General features: G+C 42.7%; 11 protein-coding genes and 1 pseudogene. 7 read left to right on the plus strand and 5 right to left on the minus strand.

All coding sequences use genetic code 11. The features are described from left to right. Window positions 1–160 precede the first annotated feature (160 nt). From PSBA01_RS07260 to PSBA01_RS07280, 5 genes are all read right to left on the minus strand, one after another. Window positions 161–847 carry a methionine ABC transporter permease gene (locus PSBA01_RS07260; RefSeq protein WP_071002982.1) on the minus strand — a complete coding sequence of 229 codons (687 nt, stop codon included), beginning with the start codon at window positions 845–847 and terminating at the stop codon, window positions 161–163. A gap of 19 nt (window positions 848–866) precedes the next feature. Continuing rightward, complete coding sequence (locus PSBA01_RS07265) at window positions 867–1,637, minus strand: methionine ABC transporter ATP-binding protein (protein ID WP_186473642.1); 771 nt, start codon at window positions 1,635–1,637, stop codon at window positions 867–869. Window positions 1,638–1,891: 254 nt separating this feature from the next. Beyond that, window positions 1,892–3,955 (minus strand): sensor histidine kinase, encoded by a 2,064-nt coding sequence (locus PSBA01_RS07270; RefSeq protein ID WP_186473644.1) that lies wholly within the window; start codon window positions 3,953–3,955, stop codon window positions 1,892–1,894. Between the two features lie 76 nt (window positions 3,956–4,031). After that, complete coding sequence (locus PSBA01_RS07275; protein ID WP_058025471.1) at window positions 4,032–4,754, minus strand: response regulator transcription factor; 723 nt, start codon at window positions 4,752–4,754, stop codon at window positions 4,032–4,034. Window positions 4,755–5,052: 298 nt separating this feature from the next. After that, on the minus strand, window positions 5,053–6,309 hold the full coding sequence (locus tag PSBA01_RS07280; RefSeq protein ID WP_186473646.1) for an HlyD family efflux transporter periplasmic adaptor subunit: 1,257 nt from the start codon (window positions 6,307–6,309) through the stop codon (window positions 5,053–5,055). 679 nt (window positions 6,310–6,988) lie between these two features. Here PSBA01_RS07280 and pilG point away from each other — a divergent pair. The 7 genes and pseudogenes from pilG to PSBA01_RS07315 all read left to right on the plus strand — a co-directional run bounded on the left by pilG (window position 6,989) and on the right by PSBA01_RS07315 (window position 19,009). Next, a complete protein-coding gene (pilG, locus tag PSBA01_RS07285) occupies window positions 6,989–7,366 on the plus strand; it encodes a twitching motility response regulator PilG (protein ID WP_186473648.1) in 378 nt (125 codons plus the stop codon). Window positions 7,367–7,549: 183 nt separating this feature from the next. After that, complete coding sequence (locus PSBA01_RS07290) at window positions 7,550–7,912, plus strand: response regulator (RefSeq protein WP_071002986.1); 363 nt, start codon at window positions 7,550–7,552, stop codon at window positions 7,910–7,912. A 3-nt stretch (window positions 7,913–7,915) separates the two neighbouring features. Further along, window positions 7,916–8,446, plus strand: coding sequence for a chemotaxis protein CheW (locus PSBA01_RS07295; protein WP_071002987.1), 531 nt, complete (start codon window positions 7,916–7,918; stop codon window positions 8,444–8,446). A gap of 514 nt (window positions 8,447–8,960) precedes the next feature. Beyond that, window positions 8,961–10,034, plus strand: a pseudogene (locus PSBA01_RS07300) (methyl-accepting chemotaxis protein); the annotation flags it as partial. Between the two features lie 109 nt (window positions 10,035–10,143). Next, complete coding sequence (locus PSBA01_RS07305; RefSeq protein WP_228724533.1) at window positions 10,144–11,079, plus strand: CheR family methyltransferase; 936 nt, start codon at window positions 10,144–10,146, stop codon at window positions 11,077–11,079. Window positions 11,080–11,109: 30 nt separating this feature from the next. Then, entirely contained in the window at window positions 11,110–18,018 is a 6,909-nt protein-coding gene (locus PSBA01_RS07310; protein ID WP_186473652.1) for an Hpt domain-containing protein, read from the plus strand. Continuing rightward, the gene (locus PSBA01_RS07315; RefSeq protein ID WP_058025478.1) at window positions 18,008–19,009 is read left to right on the plus strand and encodes a chemotaxis protein CheB; all 1,002 of its coding nucleotides are present in this window, start codon (window positions 18,008–18,010) and stop codon (window positions 19,007–19,009) included. Before PSBA01_RS07310 ends, PSBA01_RS07315 begins: the two co-directional genes overlap by 11 nt. Window positions 19,010–19,022 lie beyond the last annotated feature (13 nt).

The following is a 19,022-nucleotide window of genomic DNA, read 5'->3' on the forward strand; positions in this document are numbered from 1 at the left end:
TTAATAATGAATAAAATTGAGTGAAACATTTATCGTCTGAACATTAAAAAAGCAACATTATAAATAGTAATGCTGCTTTTTTGTGAGAGCTGAGATAAGGGTTGAGTGTTGCCAAAAATAAACCTAGTCGCTCGTAATGTCAAGTATTCTCTAAAGCGGTTTAACGTTTGTCTAAACGATTGGCGAGCCAGTTGCCAGACGCTTGAATCGATATCACCATCACTGACAACACCAGCACGATAAAAATCATCACCTCGGTCTGATAGCGATAATAGCCATAACGGATGGCCAAATCACCCAAACCACCACCGCCGATCATACCAGCCGCTGCTGAGTAAGAGAGTAAGCTGATACAAAGAATAGTGACCGAGAGTACCAATCCTGAGCGCGCTTCATTGAGCAGTACTTTGATGATGGTAAAAGGTCTGGCGCCCATCGATTCAGTTGCTTCAATAATACCGCGCGGTACTTCACGCAAATTTTGCTCAACCAAACGCGCAAAATAAAACGAACCTGCAATCGCAAGGACGAGAGAGGCGGCGATAGGACCGATACCAGTACCGACGATAGCTTTGGTAAACGGACTCATCGCAATCATCAAAATCACAAAAGGGAAGGCGCGCATAAAGTTGGTAATGGCGCCAAGTACGCCATACAGTGTCTTGTTTTGCAAAAATTGTCGGTCACTAGACAAAAACAAGAATACGCCAAATAGCCCACCGATAAGAATAGCGACCGTGGTTGAGATACCAAGCATGATAAACGTATCAACAAACGCACTCATAATCTCTTTGCGTAGGGCAAGCAGCTTGTCTATAGAGGCGGATAATTCAGTACCAGTTAACATATCTATTTCTCCTGCCTCATTAGTCCTCAACGACTAAGCCTTTGCCAATCGGGGTAGTTGCCTGAATCAGACCATCTCGTACATCGGCCACTTCTAATAGCTGACCTTGATGGAGTAATGCTGCGCGATCACAGAGTGTGCGAATGACGCTCATCTCATGGGTTACGATGACGATGGTCACACCAAGTTGCTCATTGATATCACGCAAACAAGTCAGCAAGCTGCGAGTCGTTGCAGGGTCAAGCGCACTGGTTGGCTCATCGGCCAGCAATACTTTTGGACTCGGGGCAATCGCGCGGGCAATACCGACACGTTGCTTTTGCCCACCGGATAGCTGCGCAGGATAATGTCCAGCGCGATCAGTTAAATCGACAATCTCAAGACATTCCATGACGCGTTTATGAATATCGCGGCTAGGATAGCCTGACACTTTTAAATTAAATGCTACGTTGTCAAAAACCGTTTGATTAGACATGAGATTGAACTGCTGAAAAATCATACCGATATTATGACGAGCAATACGCAGTTCACTGGCAGATAGCGTGGTCAAGTCAGTACCGTCTATCACCACTTGGCCTGAATCTGGACGCTCAAGCATGTTAATCAAGCGCAACAAGGTCGATTTACCTGCGCCTGAATAGCCCATTAGACCAAAAATCTCGCCTTGTTTGATAGTCAGAGATGTCGGCTCAACAGCAGTAAACCAATGTGGTTTGCCGTCTTTGTCTTTGATTGATCGGTCGCTTAAAAACCTTTTGGTCACATCGTTTAAGACAATCATGTCATTCATGGAGGGCTCAAAATTCAATAAATTTTTTAATGGTCATCGTGTGTTGTTATGCTTCTATTACTAGATAAGAAGCCCATCAAAACGACAATAGTCAATAACCGTATAATAAGGGGCGGTAATATAGCATATTATCAGTCACTTTGGATATGCACATCCGTGACTGACTTATGATGAATAGCTATTAAGGAAGGAATGTTTGAGGGGTATCAGTGGGAGTAATATCAACAAAGTAACGTATTTTCAAATATAGCTGATTACTCATGCTGATTGTAATGAGGGTTATGTTCAACGGGTATGGCGACTAAAAAGCGAGTATGACCGTTTAGCGTATCAGTAGTGATCCGCCCTTGATGCGCGGTGACAATCTGAGAAACCAAAGAAAGCCCCAACCCTGACCCTTTATTCTTTTGCTGTAACCGTACGAAGGGACTAAACACTTCTTCGCGTTTTTCTTCAGGAATACCTGTGCCTTCATCAATCACCGCTAGCACCGCGTATTTCGGTAGTGGGCGCACAGGCTCAGTTTTTGCCTTTTTTAGATGCTTAGCAAATAAGCCTTCTTTGCGCGGTGTGGCTGCGGCTTCGTTATTATTTTGGGTGTTGGCTTTAGCGCTGTTTTTCGTTTTATCTTTGCTGCCATTTTTGCTGATAGTTTTATCGGTTGCTACTTTGTCAGTTTTTCTATTGCTATCGTTTTCAAGAGCATGCGCCCGATTGTCGATTGTTCCAACTGTAGATTCGATAAGATTATCATGTACGCCTTTATTAGATTCTAAAGTGTCTTTAGAATCAGGAACGGCCTTCCAAATCACTTTATCTAAATCGGTGCTAGTAATATGAGCATCAGGTTTTACAGAACTTGGGATATTTTTAATAAAGTTAAGGTCTGTACTTATATCAGCATTTACATCTTCATCGACTGTTAGATTTTCACCATTTTTGTAGATTGGCGGTGCTGGCAAGACAGCTATTGGCTCGACTGAATCAATTTTGTCTTTATTGCTCAGAGTAGAGTCGGCATTTTCGGGTGAAGCAGACTCCTGCTCATCTATATTGGTATCAAGCGGCTCTTCATGAGAGTCAAAATCCAACAAGCTATTATAATCGGTGAAACTGCTAGAGAGCACGGTCTGCAATAGGTAATCAGGAACAGTCCCAGCATCTTCGATAGTCTGAACGCCGTACAGTAACACGGTAACGGGCGGCTTGCCATGAAGCATGGCATTGGTCAAAAGGTTGCGAATGAGATGAGTCAACATTGATGATTGACCATCAATCATGATGTGCTCACCAATCAACGTGGCTTCAGGATAGTGCTGACGTTCTTGATTGACCAAATCGTATAAATCCAAGTTCTCAATTTGCTGCAAGGCATGACCTGCGTCTAGACGGCTGACCAACAATATACTTTCGACCAAATCATTGAGACCTGATAGATCGCGAGTGATGGCATGAGCGCGTTTATCAAACTTGGCTTTGGTGTCAGATGGTAGCGCACCAGCCAACATATCCATCATTTCAATCTGCAAGCGAATGCGCGTAATAGGCGTACGCAACTCATGAGAAGCATGCGCTAATAATAAATTGTTGGCATCAACGAGGTGCTCAATTTTTTGTGCTGCTTGGTTGAACCCACGCGCCAATGAGGCAATTTCATCATTACCACGCGCGTTCACTCGAACCGTAAAATCCCCGTCGCCTAACTGAGCCATCTGCTGACTTAACTGATCGATACGCCATGTCATGGTACGGGCAATCAACCACAGAACACCTGCCATAATAATGAGCAGCAACAACGTACCTGTAAACAGATTCAGCGCTGCAGAAAGCACGGGCTTTTTAGGAGGTAAACGCGACTCATATAGCAGAGTATAGCCAGTGCTGCTATAGACTTGAGCCTGCTTAGTAGGGGATGTATCTGCAAACGAAGGAAAAACACGTGAAAATAAAGATGGCGTAGGTGGTAGCTCTAGCGGCAAATCGCTATTATCGGTTTGCATGAGCAACCGACCTTCGCTGTCGTACAAGCCCATTTTGGCCTGTAGTGACTCATCAAAAATATCGAAGCTTTTTTTGACAACAGCTAGCATAAATCGTGATTGTAGGCGATTGTCCTTACTGATAGAGATATTTAACTCATGCAGAAAGGGATCAATCTGACCCAAAATCTGCGTGGCCAATATCTCTGATCGGATTCCTGCGTCCTTGTCATGCACCAGTTGGGTCAATAGCACCATAGCAACTGCAAATAAAATAAGTGCCAGCATAACGCTGGCAAATAGTTTGGCAAATACGGAACGAAAACCCAATTGCTGCATTAAACAATCTCTGTTATTGGACACTAATATCGACTGAGCTTAATATGCTCTCTATCGATTAATCCATCTTTCATGATCAAACCTGATCAGTGGCAAATTGATAACCAACACCGCGCACCGTGATAATGCGTTTTGGTTGACGTGGGTTGTCTTCGATCAAAGCACGCAGACGTGAAATATGCACATCAATGGCACGATCGATGTTGTCTGAGCTGTCATCGTTTGGCATTGCCTGCCAAAGCTGCTCGCGATTTAGCACTTTGCCAGAATGGGTAGCAAAATAGTGTAGTAATTGGAACTGATGTGTCGTTAAACGTACAGGTTCATCATCGATAGTAACTTCGTGACTGTCAGGGAACACACTCAAACGACCAAAGGTTAAGCTATCTGACTGGCTATCTGCTTGGTTTGGCTGCTCATGACGGCGGATAACAGCACGGATACGGGCAAGAAGCTCACGCGGCTCGAAAGGCTTTGCGATATAGTCATCAGCACCCATCTCCAAACCTAACACGCGATCAGTTGTATCCCCTTTTGCGGTCAGCATGATGATAGGCACTTTATTGGTCATATTATTCTTGTTGCCACGAATTTTTTGACATACTTGCATACCATCCATGTCAGGTAGCATCAAATCAAGTACGACCAAATCGATATCACGCTCTTTGGTATCTAACAGATCAAGGCCTTCTTGACCCAAACCTGCATGATGGACGTCATAGTAATTCATGGTCAAATAATCACTGATCAGCTCTGCTAAATCTGGATCATCTTCAATCAATAAAATCTGCTTGCTCATAGGATATCCTCTAATTGTTCTTATAATTTGCCAAAGGTCTAATGTGTGCTAGTCGCTTAACTATGATAGAAGTATCAATAGTTTTTACATTCTATGCCATTAAACCTCTGAGCCTCTAAGTTTTCAGGTGTTTTAGAGTACTGAACTATCATGATGATAAAAATACGTAGTGATAAAAATAGTCCTAAATACTCGGATAGTGCTATATATAGTACGACTATATTGCCTAATGATGCTGTTACAAAACAAGATAGGCTTTGTTAATGTTTCTACCAAATGTAACTGTCAGCGTGAATGGCTATGACACGATGACTTTTTTGCCTTCAGAGTCAATAGGTAAGTCAGCCAAGCAAATTAAACTATCGTTACTCACACCAGCAATCAAATATTGTTGCGTGGTCGGATCATACTCAACAACCTCAATAGGCTGGCGTGTCAAACGCTGGTCTTGGCCAATAATCCAGACATTGGCGGTCAACGGTTTAAGCGGCATATATGGCGGTTTTTGTAACTCTATTAAGTCAACATCATGCAAGGCGCGCTTGGGCACGATAGTACCTACGTCTATTTGTCCATAATTGACTCGCCCCGTGACCTTCATTTCTGGTTGTAGCTTGTCACGGCTGGCTTCATTGTCAATGACGTTAACATACACCAACAGTTTTTTTGGCTGGCTAGTAGGCACAAGCTTACTGACCTGACCTGTAAACTTGTCAGTGATACCTTCGGTCGTAAAATTGACGGTCTGACCAACTGAAAGCTGAGGCTCCGCTTGAATGGGTAGTGTCGCCGCAAAGTGCAATTTGGTCTCGTCACTAATTTCTAATAGGGGCGTGCGCGCCGCCATTTTTTCACCAGTTGTCGCATATAGGTTTTCTACACGACCTGAAAAGCTAGCAGTTATCGTCACCAAATTATATTGTGGGTTCGGTTTTTTAGTAGCAGCTTTTATACCATTACCATCCGTGTTGTCACTATTATCTGTGACAAGGTTTGCTGCTGACGACTCTTTTTTATCATTGTTAGTATTATTTACATTAGCATCATTATCAACAGATAAAGCCTTAGTAGAGCTAGAGTCAGAATTGTCGTCGATACTTGGTGTATTCTCTGGTTTCTTATTATTGGTAGTGCTTGTCACTATCTCTTCTTTAGAAGAGTTGGCTTCTGTAGATGTGTCTGATTTTACGGTAGGATCACTCACCGCCGCCAAACGCCTGACAACTAGTAAAGGCGTACCTTTTTCTACCCATTGACCTTCGCTAACGAACGTTTTTTCTATATTGACGGGATGTACTGCAACAAATTTGGTTTGTTTGATAGGCTCGATGCTACCTTGCAGCCCTAGACTTGGCTGATAACGGGAAGACTTTATACTGAGTATGTGTTCTGGTGTGATCGTGACACTATCACTGGTAATGACAACGGGGGAGTCTGCCGTTGCCGTGTTTTCAGGAGCGACTGATTCATTCTCAGATGGTGAGGGTTGACAAGCAGCAAGCAATAAAACGCTGAGCAAGTAGAGGCTTTTTTTGGAATGTTTAAAGGCTGTCATAGCAGTCACCGTTATAGTCGTCGTTTCATTATATAGTGAATAGATACGCGGTGGAACAATTGCGCCACACTTACTAATCTTAGATAGCGTAAGCGTTTGTCATAAGAAAATAGATGAGGTTGCCGACTTATTAAATAAGAACAGCGGTTTATGATACTCATTAGTTAGAACATTAATTCGCTAATGACTGGAAAAGCATCAATAACTGTGCTAAAACAAACATAACGAAATACTGTGATACATTTTTATCACAAAAGAAAATTATTCAGCAATGTGGTTATTGATTCTATATAATGCAGGGATATCATAAAGTTGGTTGCCTCATTGTTTAAATGACGTTGTCACTGACAGTAAGTGAGTTCAAAAACTTTTGAGTGTTTTAAGAGATAATACGACTTTGCTTGATGGTTATAGAAGTAAAATATTAGGCCTAAAAAGCTAAGAATCGCACTCAATTTTATGAGCTTATTACGAGCAAAGTGCGTATAGTAACTCATGTTGACGCTGTGTTTGATGGGCAGACACTGATAAAAGGTATTCACTGTCATAAAAGGTCTAATGAAGTCTCAGTCTTTTGTATTGGTCTCATATTGACTGATATCATGACTTAAGATGATTGTTAGAGCTTTATATAGACAGAGAGCGTTACGAATAAATAGTCGTTCATAGGATAATGATAATGGAAAATAATTTTGAAGGTTTGAAAGTAATGGTGATTGATGATTCAAAAACCATTCGCCGTACCGCAGAAACCTTGCTACAAAAAGCGGGTTGTGAAGTCGTAACCGCTATAGATGGCTTCGATGCCTTAGCAAAAATTGTTGATAACAACCCAGATATGATTTTTGTCGACATCATGATGCCGCGCTTAGATGGCTATCAGACTTGTGCACTCATAAAAAATAACCCTGATTATGCTAATAAACCCGTGATTATGTTGTCATCTAAAGATGGCTTATTTGATAAAGCCCGTGGCCGCATCGTCGGATCTGATGAGTATTTGACCAAACCATTTAGTAAAGATGAGCTTTTTGATGCGATTAACCAGTACCGTTAATCAGCTCTATAGACTCAAATATAGTGATTGCTAAGATTAAAAATAATGATTCACTATTTAAGTGACTAACATACTAAGTGACTAGCATAAAAATAAATCACGAATAAGTTGTTGGCCATTATTTTCAGTCGTTTTATCAACAATATATCCTCATAGATATTTTAGAAAATAAAGGAAAATCCTATGGCTACCGTTTTAGTCATTGACGACTCACCATCAGAAATGGCGAAATTTCGCGACATGCTTTCTAAAAATAACTTTCAAGTACTAGAAGCATCAAATGGCGAGCAGGGCTGTCAGATGGCAGCTGATCATCTGCCAGATGTCATTTTAATGGATGTAGTAATGCCAGAAATGAACGGTTTTCAGGCTACGCGAAAAATCACTCGCGGCAAAACCACCGCTCATATACCTGTCATTATGATCAGTACCAAAAATCAAGAAACCGATAGAGTATGGGGCAAGCGTCAAGGCGCCAAAGAGTATATGAATAAGCCAGTCGATGAAAACGTATTGGTCAATATGATTCGCAAAGTGATGGAGTAACTTGTGGCCTCTAGAGGATTCATTGAGCTTCTGCGTCTAGCAGATTTGGCACGTGCGCGCAAAAGCGGTCGCCGCGGTGGTCAAGAGTTTGATTGGCAAGGGGTGGTATTTGAGATTGGTGGTCAGCGCTTAGTTGCTCCTATGGGTCAGGTATCAGAGGTGTTATCCATGCCAGAATACACTAGCTTACCTCTAGTAAAGCCTTGGATGCTAGGTATTGCCAATATTCGCGGACGACTACTACCTCTGACGGATTTGTCACGCTTTTTACAAGTGCCAAGCCGCTTGCCACAGCTAAGCCAGCGCAAAGTTATTGTGATCGATCACGATAATAACTTTTCAGGGCTACTGGTCGATCAAGTGCTTGGTATCGAACAGTTCACTCAGGAACATTACCGCCCAGAAGCGATTGATTCCAATTCACCATTTGCACCTTATAACCATGGTAAGTTTTTGAAAGACGAGCAGGAGTGGTACGTTTTCATGCCAAGCTTGCTGGCACAAGATCTGCAGTATTCAGATGCTGCGATATAGTAATCGACAATAAAACATCTATTTATTCGGTAACGACAGATTAATAGCGGCTGACACGATACAGTGAAATGTCAGTTTATACAGGCTTTGCTAATCATTGTTTTGATAACAACAAGATTGTCAAAGTCAGTCACGATAAGACTTTGACGATTGTTTGAAAGGAATACGCAAGATGAGTGATGTTAAAAGAAAACCTGTAGCTGGTACAGGCAACACAACTGTAGAAGGCAAAGAGACCAATAATACGTGGAAGCTATTATTAGGATTTTTTATTCTGCTGAGTGTGGTCTGTGTCGTTTGGTTGGCTAACGCGGTGTTATCGGTGAGTCAAGACTTTACTAACTTTAATCAAACAATTGTTTTACCAGCACTTGTCTTTGCTATCGGTGCTTTGGGTATTATGTTTGCCTCGTATCAATTGCTTAAGCAACGTGGTGGATCGGAGCGTTTGCTGATTGAAAAAGAAACCTTACGCCGCCGTCAAGAAGCAGAAGCAGAGTCTGAACGAGCTCGTCAAATTCAAGAAGAAAATGAACGTAACCAGATCGCTATTCTACGCCTACTTGATGAGTTAGGGGATTTGGCAGAAGGTGATTTGACGGTCAATGCTACCGTGTCAGAAGACTTTACAGGGGCAATTGCTGACTCAGTCAACTTCGCAATTGACCAATTACGTCAATTGGTCTTGGTTATTAACAGTACTGCCGACCGAGTTGCACAGTCTTCAGCTCAAACGCAGATGAACGCTGTTGAGCTTGCTGAAGCTTCTGAACATCAAGCGCAAGAAATTGCTGGTGTATCAGCCGCTATTAATGAGATGACCGTGTCAATTGACCAAGTTTCGAATAATGCGTCAGAGTCTGCGACGGTTGCTCAGCGTTCAGTTGCCATTGCCTATAATGGGGCAGAAGTTGTACAGCGTTCGATTGAAGGTATGAACGTTATTCGTGATCAGATTCAAGAGACATCGAAACGTATCAAGCGCCTTGGTGAGTCTTCTCAAGAGATTGGTGATATCGTTGGCTTGATTAACGATATTGCAGACCAAACCAACGTTCTGGCATTGAACGCCGCCATTCAGGCATCGATGGCAGGTGAGGCTGGTCGAGGCTTTGCAGTTGTTGCTGATGAGGTTCAGCGTCTGGCTGAGCGTTCAGCGAATGCGACCAAACAGATTGAAACATTGGTAAAAACCATTCAGGCGGATACCAACGAAGCGGTTATGTCGATGGAATCGACGACATCTGAAGTAGTACGTGGTGCTCGTTTGGCAAAAGATGCTGGTGAAGCACTAGAAGAGGTACAGAGCGTTTCTAACACGTTGGCTGACTTGATTCAGAACATCTCAAATGCTGCATTACAGCAGGCTGAATCTGCTGGCCATATTTCTCATACTATGAATATCATTCAAGATATTACTTCACAAACCTCATCTGGTACGTTGGCCACAGCACGTTCTATTGGTGAGTTGAGTGAAATGGCTGCCGCACTACAAGAATCTGTTACTGGCTTTAAAGTATCGAACGATGATGAATTGTTAGATGATGAAATGATTAACTCTGAACAAACCTTATCAGAAATTGTCTAACCTTTTAGCTTGAATATTGAATCGGTATCGATACGTCTTTTTGTATAAGATTTTAATTAAAATGCTGTATAGGTTCTGACGCCGTGCAGCATTAATAATAGCAGGCGACGTGAACAATCATATACAAGCAGAAAAGGCTCTATCTAATACATTTGAACCTGTATGGGGTGATGAGATGATACAGGGCGATAGTGCTAATTTACAGCAATGGCAGAGATATATAGAACAAGAGATTGGCTTTATATTGCCAAATATGCAGCTGCAGTGGTTGACCAATGCCATTGACCACACAGCAACATTAAATGGACTCACTACTCAGCAGCTCTGGTATCAATTACCAAAGAATAATGAGATTCGTCAGCAGCTATTAGACAAAGTGCTCATTCATGAGAGTCGCTTTTTTCGTCATAAACCTTCTATCGATTTCATCACACGATATGCAATAGACAAGTGTGCAGCTGACAGGAGTAAGCCCTTTCGCATTTGGAGCGTTGGTTGTGCAAGTGGGCACGAGACTTGGTCACTGGCCATGAGTCTGAAAGCAGCGCAGTTATCCAATCATGTGATACTGGGAACAGATGTGAGCGAGCAAGCGATTACAAACGCGCGATTAGGACAATATGATCAACGGCAGTATTCATTAATTCCTCAAAATTGTCAGCAGTTTGTTTACCCTTTGATCACCAAGAATGCAGGTAATGAGCTGAGTATGGCTGATACTTCTAGTAAAGTAGAAAGGTCTATCAATACTCAGTTTGACTGGCAAGTAGCGCCAGCTTTACGACCTTATGTTAGCTTTGCTCTACACAATGTTATTGAACAAAAATCACCCACTTCGCATCTTCAAAATGTGATTATCTGCCAAAACATGCTGCTGTATTTTCGCAAGTTTGATCAGCGTGATATTTTGGCATGGCTATCAGAGCAGTGTGAAGTAGAGGGATATATTATATTGGCTCCAGGTGAGGCGTTGTTTTGGCGCCCTTCGAATATGCGCCGTATTGCGCACCCACAAGTGAATGTGTGGCAAAAAATTAGTGCCTAAATTAGTGCCTAGACGAGTTAGGATAAACCTATGAAAAAGCAGCCCAATGACATAGTGACGCTTGAGTGGTTGTCGCCACTGCTCAATCAGCAATTATCACAGATATCTGATGGCTGGCAATCAGGTGCTGATATCGACAGTTATCAACAGATGACATCGCACTACTATCAAGTTAGTGGTGCGCTGACTATGATTCGCTTGCCTCTACTAGCAGATCTTGCCAATAAGTTGAGTTTTATGGCGAGCTTGGGGGCTAGTCACAATCTGTCTGCTAGAGACTGTCAAATAGGCAAGTTTTCTCATAAGTTATTGCAACATGCGCTCAATCAATATACGCATCTAGGCAAATACAACCGTGCTCTAATAAATAAGGCTACTAATGAGCTTGCCCAGATACTATCGCAACGAGGTGTGGAAGCAGATGCATTTATAGATGCTACTGATACCCAGCATGCGCATTTAAACAATGATGATACTCATGAAGATATGGTTCATGAAGATATTGTCAATAGCATTCAGATCGCAGTACCCACGAGTAATGTTACGACCAATTTAGAAGATCAACACTATCAGCAGATGTTACTGGTGTGGCGACAGCAAGTACAAAAATTGCTGGTTGCCAATATGAATCAGGCACCTGTTCTACAAATTTTAGAAAAAGTTAGTCAATATCTATGGCAGAATACTCAAGACAATGATTTACAGCGTCTATGGTATTTGAGCGAGTTGTGGCTGAGTGATCTTGCCCATAATGAAGCGCCATCACCTGAATATTATGCGCCACTATTAGGTCAGCTTGATCGCGTCATAGAATCTGCTACTCAGCCCACGCACTTATCTTCGAGCCTTGTTAAAGGCTTAATCAACAGTGTCTATATTCAGCTCATCTACCTGGAGAATAGTAGCGAGCGAACTCAATCTACCCTTAATGAAATATCACAGCGTGAGCCTGCGACCTTACGTTTTTTAACGCGACTGCTCAGTGAGATTGAGGCTCTTATCTTCGATCTAGATAAGCCAGATACGCTAATAAATCCTCTACGATATATAAAGAGCCAGCTTGAGAGTCGAGGTTGGGTGCAATATGCGTCGCAAGTTGAATCGATCCTTACAGATTTAGAGCAAGCACGCTTATCAGAGACAGAGTTTACGCAGCAGCAATGGCACATAGAGCGCAAGTTACAAGAGCTATATAGTGCTATTTACGATACCGAGCAGGCAATATCACTCAAAATTGGCGCTTCTTCTTCTTTTGCTATTATACCTGAAGCGTTTGATAGCAGTGATGTAAAGGATAAAGATAGACATGAGTCAGTTTCTACTGACAGTGACTTACGTGAGCTACGTATTGCCGTTGAAGAGATCAAGGAAAGCTTTAACGAGTATATACAACGTCAAGATATCCAGTCTTTACCAGTCATTGCTGACTTTGACAAGATTGCCCATGCTTTTGATGATATGGGACTGCCAGTCATTAGTGAGACGATAGAAAATATAGGTAGTATATTCACACAACTACTCACTCATGAGGTTGCTGTACTTAGCTGGGATGTGACCCAAGCCTTGGCAGAGAGTCTGACCTCGATTGAATTGTTACTCGACTATCTTGCGCAGCAAGTCTTTGATCAAAACTTATTGACGCAGGCAAATGAGTATGCAGCGAAAGCATCACAGCTTCTTAATGCGTATGCGAAATCACCAGAAACAACTCACGATACATGGCTGACGCAAAAGCCAGTCGCGATGAATGTGCTTCGTTATGATGATAGTGGTGAGGTCGCACCTGTGACCAGCTCAGATACTGAAACGGTGATAGCAACGCAAGATACCCCTGATACTAATCCTAATGTAGAGAGTGATGCATTGCTGCGTGCTCGTGAACAACTCAAGCCTGACAACTTTGAAGTTGATGAAGAGATTCGTGATATTTTTATCGAAGAAGTGAACGACGTCATTACTGATTTAGAAGATTTTCTTCCTATTTGGCAGCAGGATTCACAAAATCTAACACCCTTGACCGAAGTCCGTAGAAGCTTTCATACCTTAAAAGGCTCAGGCCGCATGGTTGGTGCCTTTAGCATCAGTGAGATGGCGTGGTCAATAGAAAACCTACTTAACCGTCTGTTGGATAAGACACTCCCTGTAACAGACGATGTCGTACGTCTGGTAATAGAGACGGCGGAACGTTTGCCAGTGCTACTGACAGATTTTGCCGCACAACAATTACCAAGCTCTGATCCTGCTATTACTATTCTGAAAAGTCGTAACCTAATGACGCAGCAGCCTGTCAATGCTGGTTTAGATACGTTTGAGACTGGAATCACTGAAACATCAGCTGAAGTAGCGTTAGGTATCAATGACTCTGATTCAATGGATGATGTATCGTTAGAAACATTACTTTCGAGCGTTGATGGTGCTGAAGGAGCAGATTCTGAAAGCAATAATACAAATATACCAGAATCGCTATCTGGTTTAGAGATTCCAGCAGTACTTATCCCGTTTATGCAAGAAACCGAGCAATTAGCAGCCGATGCGAATGATGGAGATCCTGATATTAAAGAGATATTTATAGAAGAGGCCGAGGAAGTACTTGCCGAAATCGTACCTTTATATGAAGGTTGGCAGCTAGTATCGACTGACCTTGCCGCTCTAAAAGATATCCGTCGCGGTTTTCATACCCTAAAAGGCTCTGGTCGCATGGTGGGCGCTAACTACACCGCCGAGCTAGCATGGGCGATAGAGAATATGCTTAATCGCGTATTGGATCATAGTGTTGTTGTCTCAAGCGATATGTGTCAGCTGATGTCAGATGTATTGGCCGCTTATCCTGAAATGTTAGTAGCATTTGAAAATAACAGCCAAGATTACCCAGCTTTAGTGCCCTTATGGATTGCCTGCGCCAATGCCTATAGTAAGCAACAGGGTGATGCGTTTAGTTACTCTCGCTTATATGAGCAAGCAACAAGCCATTCTGAAGCTGACGCCGCGCAAGAGCCCGTATTGATAACTAGCATAGACGAAGACAATCCTACCTATGATGAGACTAATGAAGCGATAGACATGACGCTACAGACCTTCCATTCTGTCAACGAAAAAATGGCAGAGGCAACTGTTGTTTTAGCGCCTCAAAGCGAAGAAGAAAAAGCATTTTGTAAGATATTTATTGATGAAGCAGAAGAGTTACTTCATCACATTGATCAATTTGTCACCGACAATCAAGATCAGCAACTGATTGAGATAACGGATGAAATAGTACGTGCATTTCATACATTACGAGCCGCATCTGGCTCCAGTGCTTTGGCTGCTATCAGCGAAGTTAGCGCAGCGATAGAGCACAGTTTGGAGCTATTGCATCAGCAAGATATAGCGATGAGTGCCCAACATCTAGAGGCTTTAGCGCAATCTGCCAAGCTGATAAATGGTTATTTAAGTAGCTACAAACAAAATATTCAGCAGCGTAGTGTCATAGTAGAAGATTCACACAGTCAGCAAGAGCAAGACATAGCGTCATTGCAAGCAATGCTGGCTGAGCAGTATGTCATTAGTGATGCTGATGCGACCGTTGTTACTAATAGCAAACCAACGATAGAAGAGCTATTAGATAATAATATCGACACGTTGTTAGATGCTGAGTGGGAGTTAGAGAAGGCGCTCGGTCATGCTGAAAAAGAACACAGTCAAGACTATATCGCGCAGCAAATTTCACAAATCACCTGTTTAATAGATAAAGCTCAAGCATTTCCAAAATTCATTACCGTTCTGAATGAGCTAGGTAATGCCTATAGTTACCTGAGTGATAATATTGATAAAGCGAGAGATAGAGATATTCAATCTATTCTGCTATCAGGTCATGCCCAGTTGATTGGGCTATTCGATGCCCTAGCTGGTAGTACGTCATTGAAAATAGACCAGCAGGTAATGAGTGAGCTACAAGGTATCTATCAAAATGATAACCTTGACGATAACGACGAAGGCTTTGTCGTTCGAGCTATTTCAGCACCTGAAATCCAATTTGAAACGATTGATACGGATATTGAGCTATTAGAGATTTTCTTAGAAGAAGCTCAAGAACTTGATAACGCCCTAGATGAGAGTTTCAATAAATGGCGTGACGATATTACTAATATCAACTCGCTAAAAGTATTACAGCGTCATTTGCACACCATTAAAGGTGGCGCACGGATGGCTGGCATTCGTAGTATTGGTGATCTAACTCACGAAGCAGAAAGTGTTTATGAGTCTTTTGTAGAAAACAGACGAGAGCCGACGACACAGTGGCTTGAGATTATGCAAATGGTGCAAGACACGATGTCGCAACAAGTGATGCATATCGTGAATCATAAAAAATCCTTTTTCACCTCAGAGCTGATTGAGCAACTAAGAACGTTTGAAAAAGAAAAAACCTTACCAGAAACGGTAGAGCTGATCATACCAGTACCGAAAAACTATTTTGAACCAGACATTCAAAACGTAGTGGCGGATGAGGCCATTAGCAATACCGAAACATCAGAATTGCTCAGCCTAGATACCATGATTAAGCAATCATGGGCTAATGGGTTGCCTGATCCAGACATATTATCGGTGTTCTTAGAAGAGGCGGAGGAGCTTACCAATCGTAATAAATACCTGCATTTGTTCTTGAACGACACAAATAATACCACAGCATTACAAGCACTTCAGCGAGATCTGCATACGATTAAGGGCGGTGCCCGAATGGTGACTGCGTCCGGTATCGCTGATTTGGCTCATGAAATGGAGTCGGTTTATACGGATTTTGTGAGTAACCGTCGTCCCCCTACTCAGAAAGTATTAGAATTGCTAGTTGCCAGTCATGATTGGCTTGCTGATGCCGTATTTATTCTTCAGCAACATGTCAATCCACCAACGCCTGCACTATTGATCGAGGCGTTAGAGCAGTTTGGGAGAAATCCTGATAGTCTCAAACAAGTTCCTAAAGAATCCCTACAGTCTCAGCGCGAAGCAATTTTGATTGCCAAAGAAAACCAAGACTCTCACTATCTTGCAAAAGATATTAGCGAGATGCCATCTATGTTCAGTAATACCAATAAGGAGGACGACAGCACTAGTAGTAATGAAATGATTCGTATCTCAGGTGGTCTGATTGAGCATATGATTAATCTATCTGGTGAGTCAGCGATTAACCGCGCCCGTATTGATATGGGTATTAGTAGCTTGACCAACAGTATCGAAGAGATGGGTACAACGGTACAGCGACTGGCAGATCAGTTACGCCGTATGGAGATTGAGCTTGAAGCTCAGATTTTGTCACAAATAGATGATGAGCTGATTGATAATGAGGATTTCGATCCTCTCGAGATGGATCAGTATTCTTCACTGAATCAATTATCAAAATCATTGACAGAATCTGCCTCGGATTTGGTGGATATTAACCATACTTTATTAGAAAAGACTCGTGATAGTGAAAGCCTGTTGCTACAGCTATCGCGGACACAGACTGAGTTGCAAGATGGGCTGATGAATTCGCGTATGGTACCATTCACGCGTCTGACACCGCGTCTTGAGCGTATTGTTCGGCAGACGGCTAATGAGTTGAATAAATCGGTTGAGCTGACCATCATCAACGCTGATGATGAGATGGACAGAACCATCCTAGAGCGGATTACCTCACCGCTTGAGCATATGCTACGAAATGCTGTCGATCACGGTATCGAAACCACATCAGCACGTCTAAAAGCAGGTAAAGAGCGTAATGGTAATATTACGCTTGAGGTACATCGTGAAGGTAGTGAGATTGTCATCCAACTATCAGATGATGGCCGTGGTATCGATGTAGAAGCGGTAAGAAATAAAGCGATCTCTCAAGGTCTTATTGATGCAGACGATGACAGTCTCTCTGATCTTGATATTATGCAATATATCTTTAATGCTGGGCTGAGTACTAGTAAGCAGGTGACACAGATCTCTGGACGCGGCGTTGGCATGGACGTTGTTATTAGTGAAATTCGTCAGTTAGGCGGTGCGGTCTCTGTTGTCTCCGAGCTTGGAGAAGGCTCTAATTTTACGATGCGCTTGCCATTGACTGTTGCTGTTTCTGATGCGCTGGTTGTGCGCGCCGCAGATCGTTACTATGCAATACCATTGGTACAGATTGAGCGCGTGGTACGGGTTAACCCAGAAAAGCTCTATGACTATTATCATTCAGATGATGCTACATTGAACTTTGAAGACACGGAATATCGTGTACGCTATCTCAACGAGATCTTATCTGGTAATAAACTGAACGAGCTGGTGGTTAATACCAACACCAGTCTGCCGCTGATTATTATTAAAAACCGCACAGGGCAAAATATTGCACTGCAAGTTGATCAGATTGCAGGATCACGTATCGAAGTGGTTGTTAAACCTCTAGGCCAGCAATTATCGAATATACCGGGTATTTCAGCGGCTACTATCATGGGTGATGGCTCGGTAATGCTCATCCTAGACTTAATTGCATTAATGCGTAATGCACAGCTGGTCAAAAACATCTCAAAATCTGCGAGTACCAAGCGAGGACGTATAGAGTCCAAATCGACGGTGTTAGTAGTCGATGACTCCGTGACCGTACGTAAAGTGACCTCTCGCTTCTTGGAGCGTCAAGGATTTAATGTGGCGGTTGCAAAAGATGGCATTGATGCAATCGAGATACTACAAGATACAACACCAGATATGATCTTGTTAGATATCGAAATGCCGCGTATGGATGGATTCGAGGTGGCGTCTCAGGTCAGATTCAATAGTCGATTACAGCATATCCCAATTATTATGATTACCTCACGTACTGGAGAAAAACATCGTGAGCGTGCTCTAGAGATTGGGGTGAACGACTATATGGGTAAACCATTCCAAGAAAAAGAGCTTCTTGAAAAAATTCAAAGACTACTAGGTGAAGAGGTTAGCCTAACTAATGACGGATAATGCACGTGTTTTAGCACTGCGACAAAAAAGCAATCATGATATCAAAGTGCTGGTGATGGCAGAGGATCATCGCCAGCGCTTGGCTTTTTCAGATACCGTACGTAGTTGCGGCTTTACCCTTGTAGGTTGTGTGTCAAGAGCACAGTGGCAAGCAAAAAGTGAGCTGTCTAATGTAGATATTGATATTTGGCTGATAGATAGTGATTACGACGACAGTGTAGCAACCGCAACAATCGCGTCAAAATCAGCGGCTGTCTTGGTGGGCTTTAGCCAAGCACCGTATCTCAATGAGGCACAGCAATATGGTAAATGGCAGCGTAAGTTAAAACGTAAACTTGCAAAGCTTTTAGCACTACCAGCCCTGATCGATACTCCCGAATACAAGGGCGATGACACTGAAAGAAGCTGGCAGTATGTCGTGTTTCTGGGCGCGTCTATGGGAGGCCCTAGTGCGGTAAAAGAATTTTTAGACAATGTGCCAGCGACACTGCCAGTGTGTATTTTATTGGCGCATCATTTCAATCAGACCATGATTGGTACGTTACCACGGATACTCAATCGCCATAATGATTGGCGCTGTGAGGTTATCGCGTCCTCGCAGCGTTTGCGAGCAGGGCATTGCCTCATAGCCCCTATTGATAAGCAAATAGTCTGTGATTCAGCTGGTAGGGTCATCTTGTTAGATCAAGCTTGGAGCGGTGAATATAAGCCTGCTATTGGTCAGATTCTAAAAAACACCAGTGATGTTTATGGTAGCGATCTAATCAATATTATATTTTCGGGTATGGGCAATGATGGCTCTCAGTATTTGGATATGGTTCAAGACAACAACAGCCAGTTGTGGGCGCAAGACCCTAGTCTGAGTGCATGTCCGAGTCAACCTCAGGCTATTATTGACTCAGGGTATTGTGGTTTCGTTGGTAGTCCGACAGATTTGGCAAAAAAACTGACTGATTATATTGGTGAAAGGGCAGCAAGCCATTCACGCTAACTGATTGTGAGCG

This window comes from Psychrobacter sp. KCTC 72983 (assembly GCF_014280455.1).
GTDB lineage: Bacteria > Pseudomonadota > Gammaproteobacteria > Pseudomonadales > Moraxellaceae > Psychrobacter > Psychrobacter pacificensis.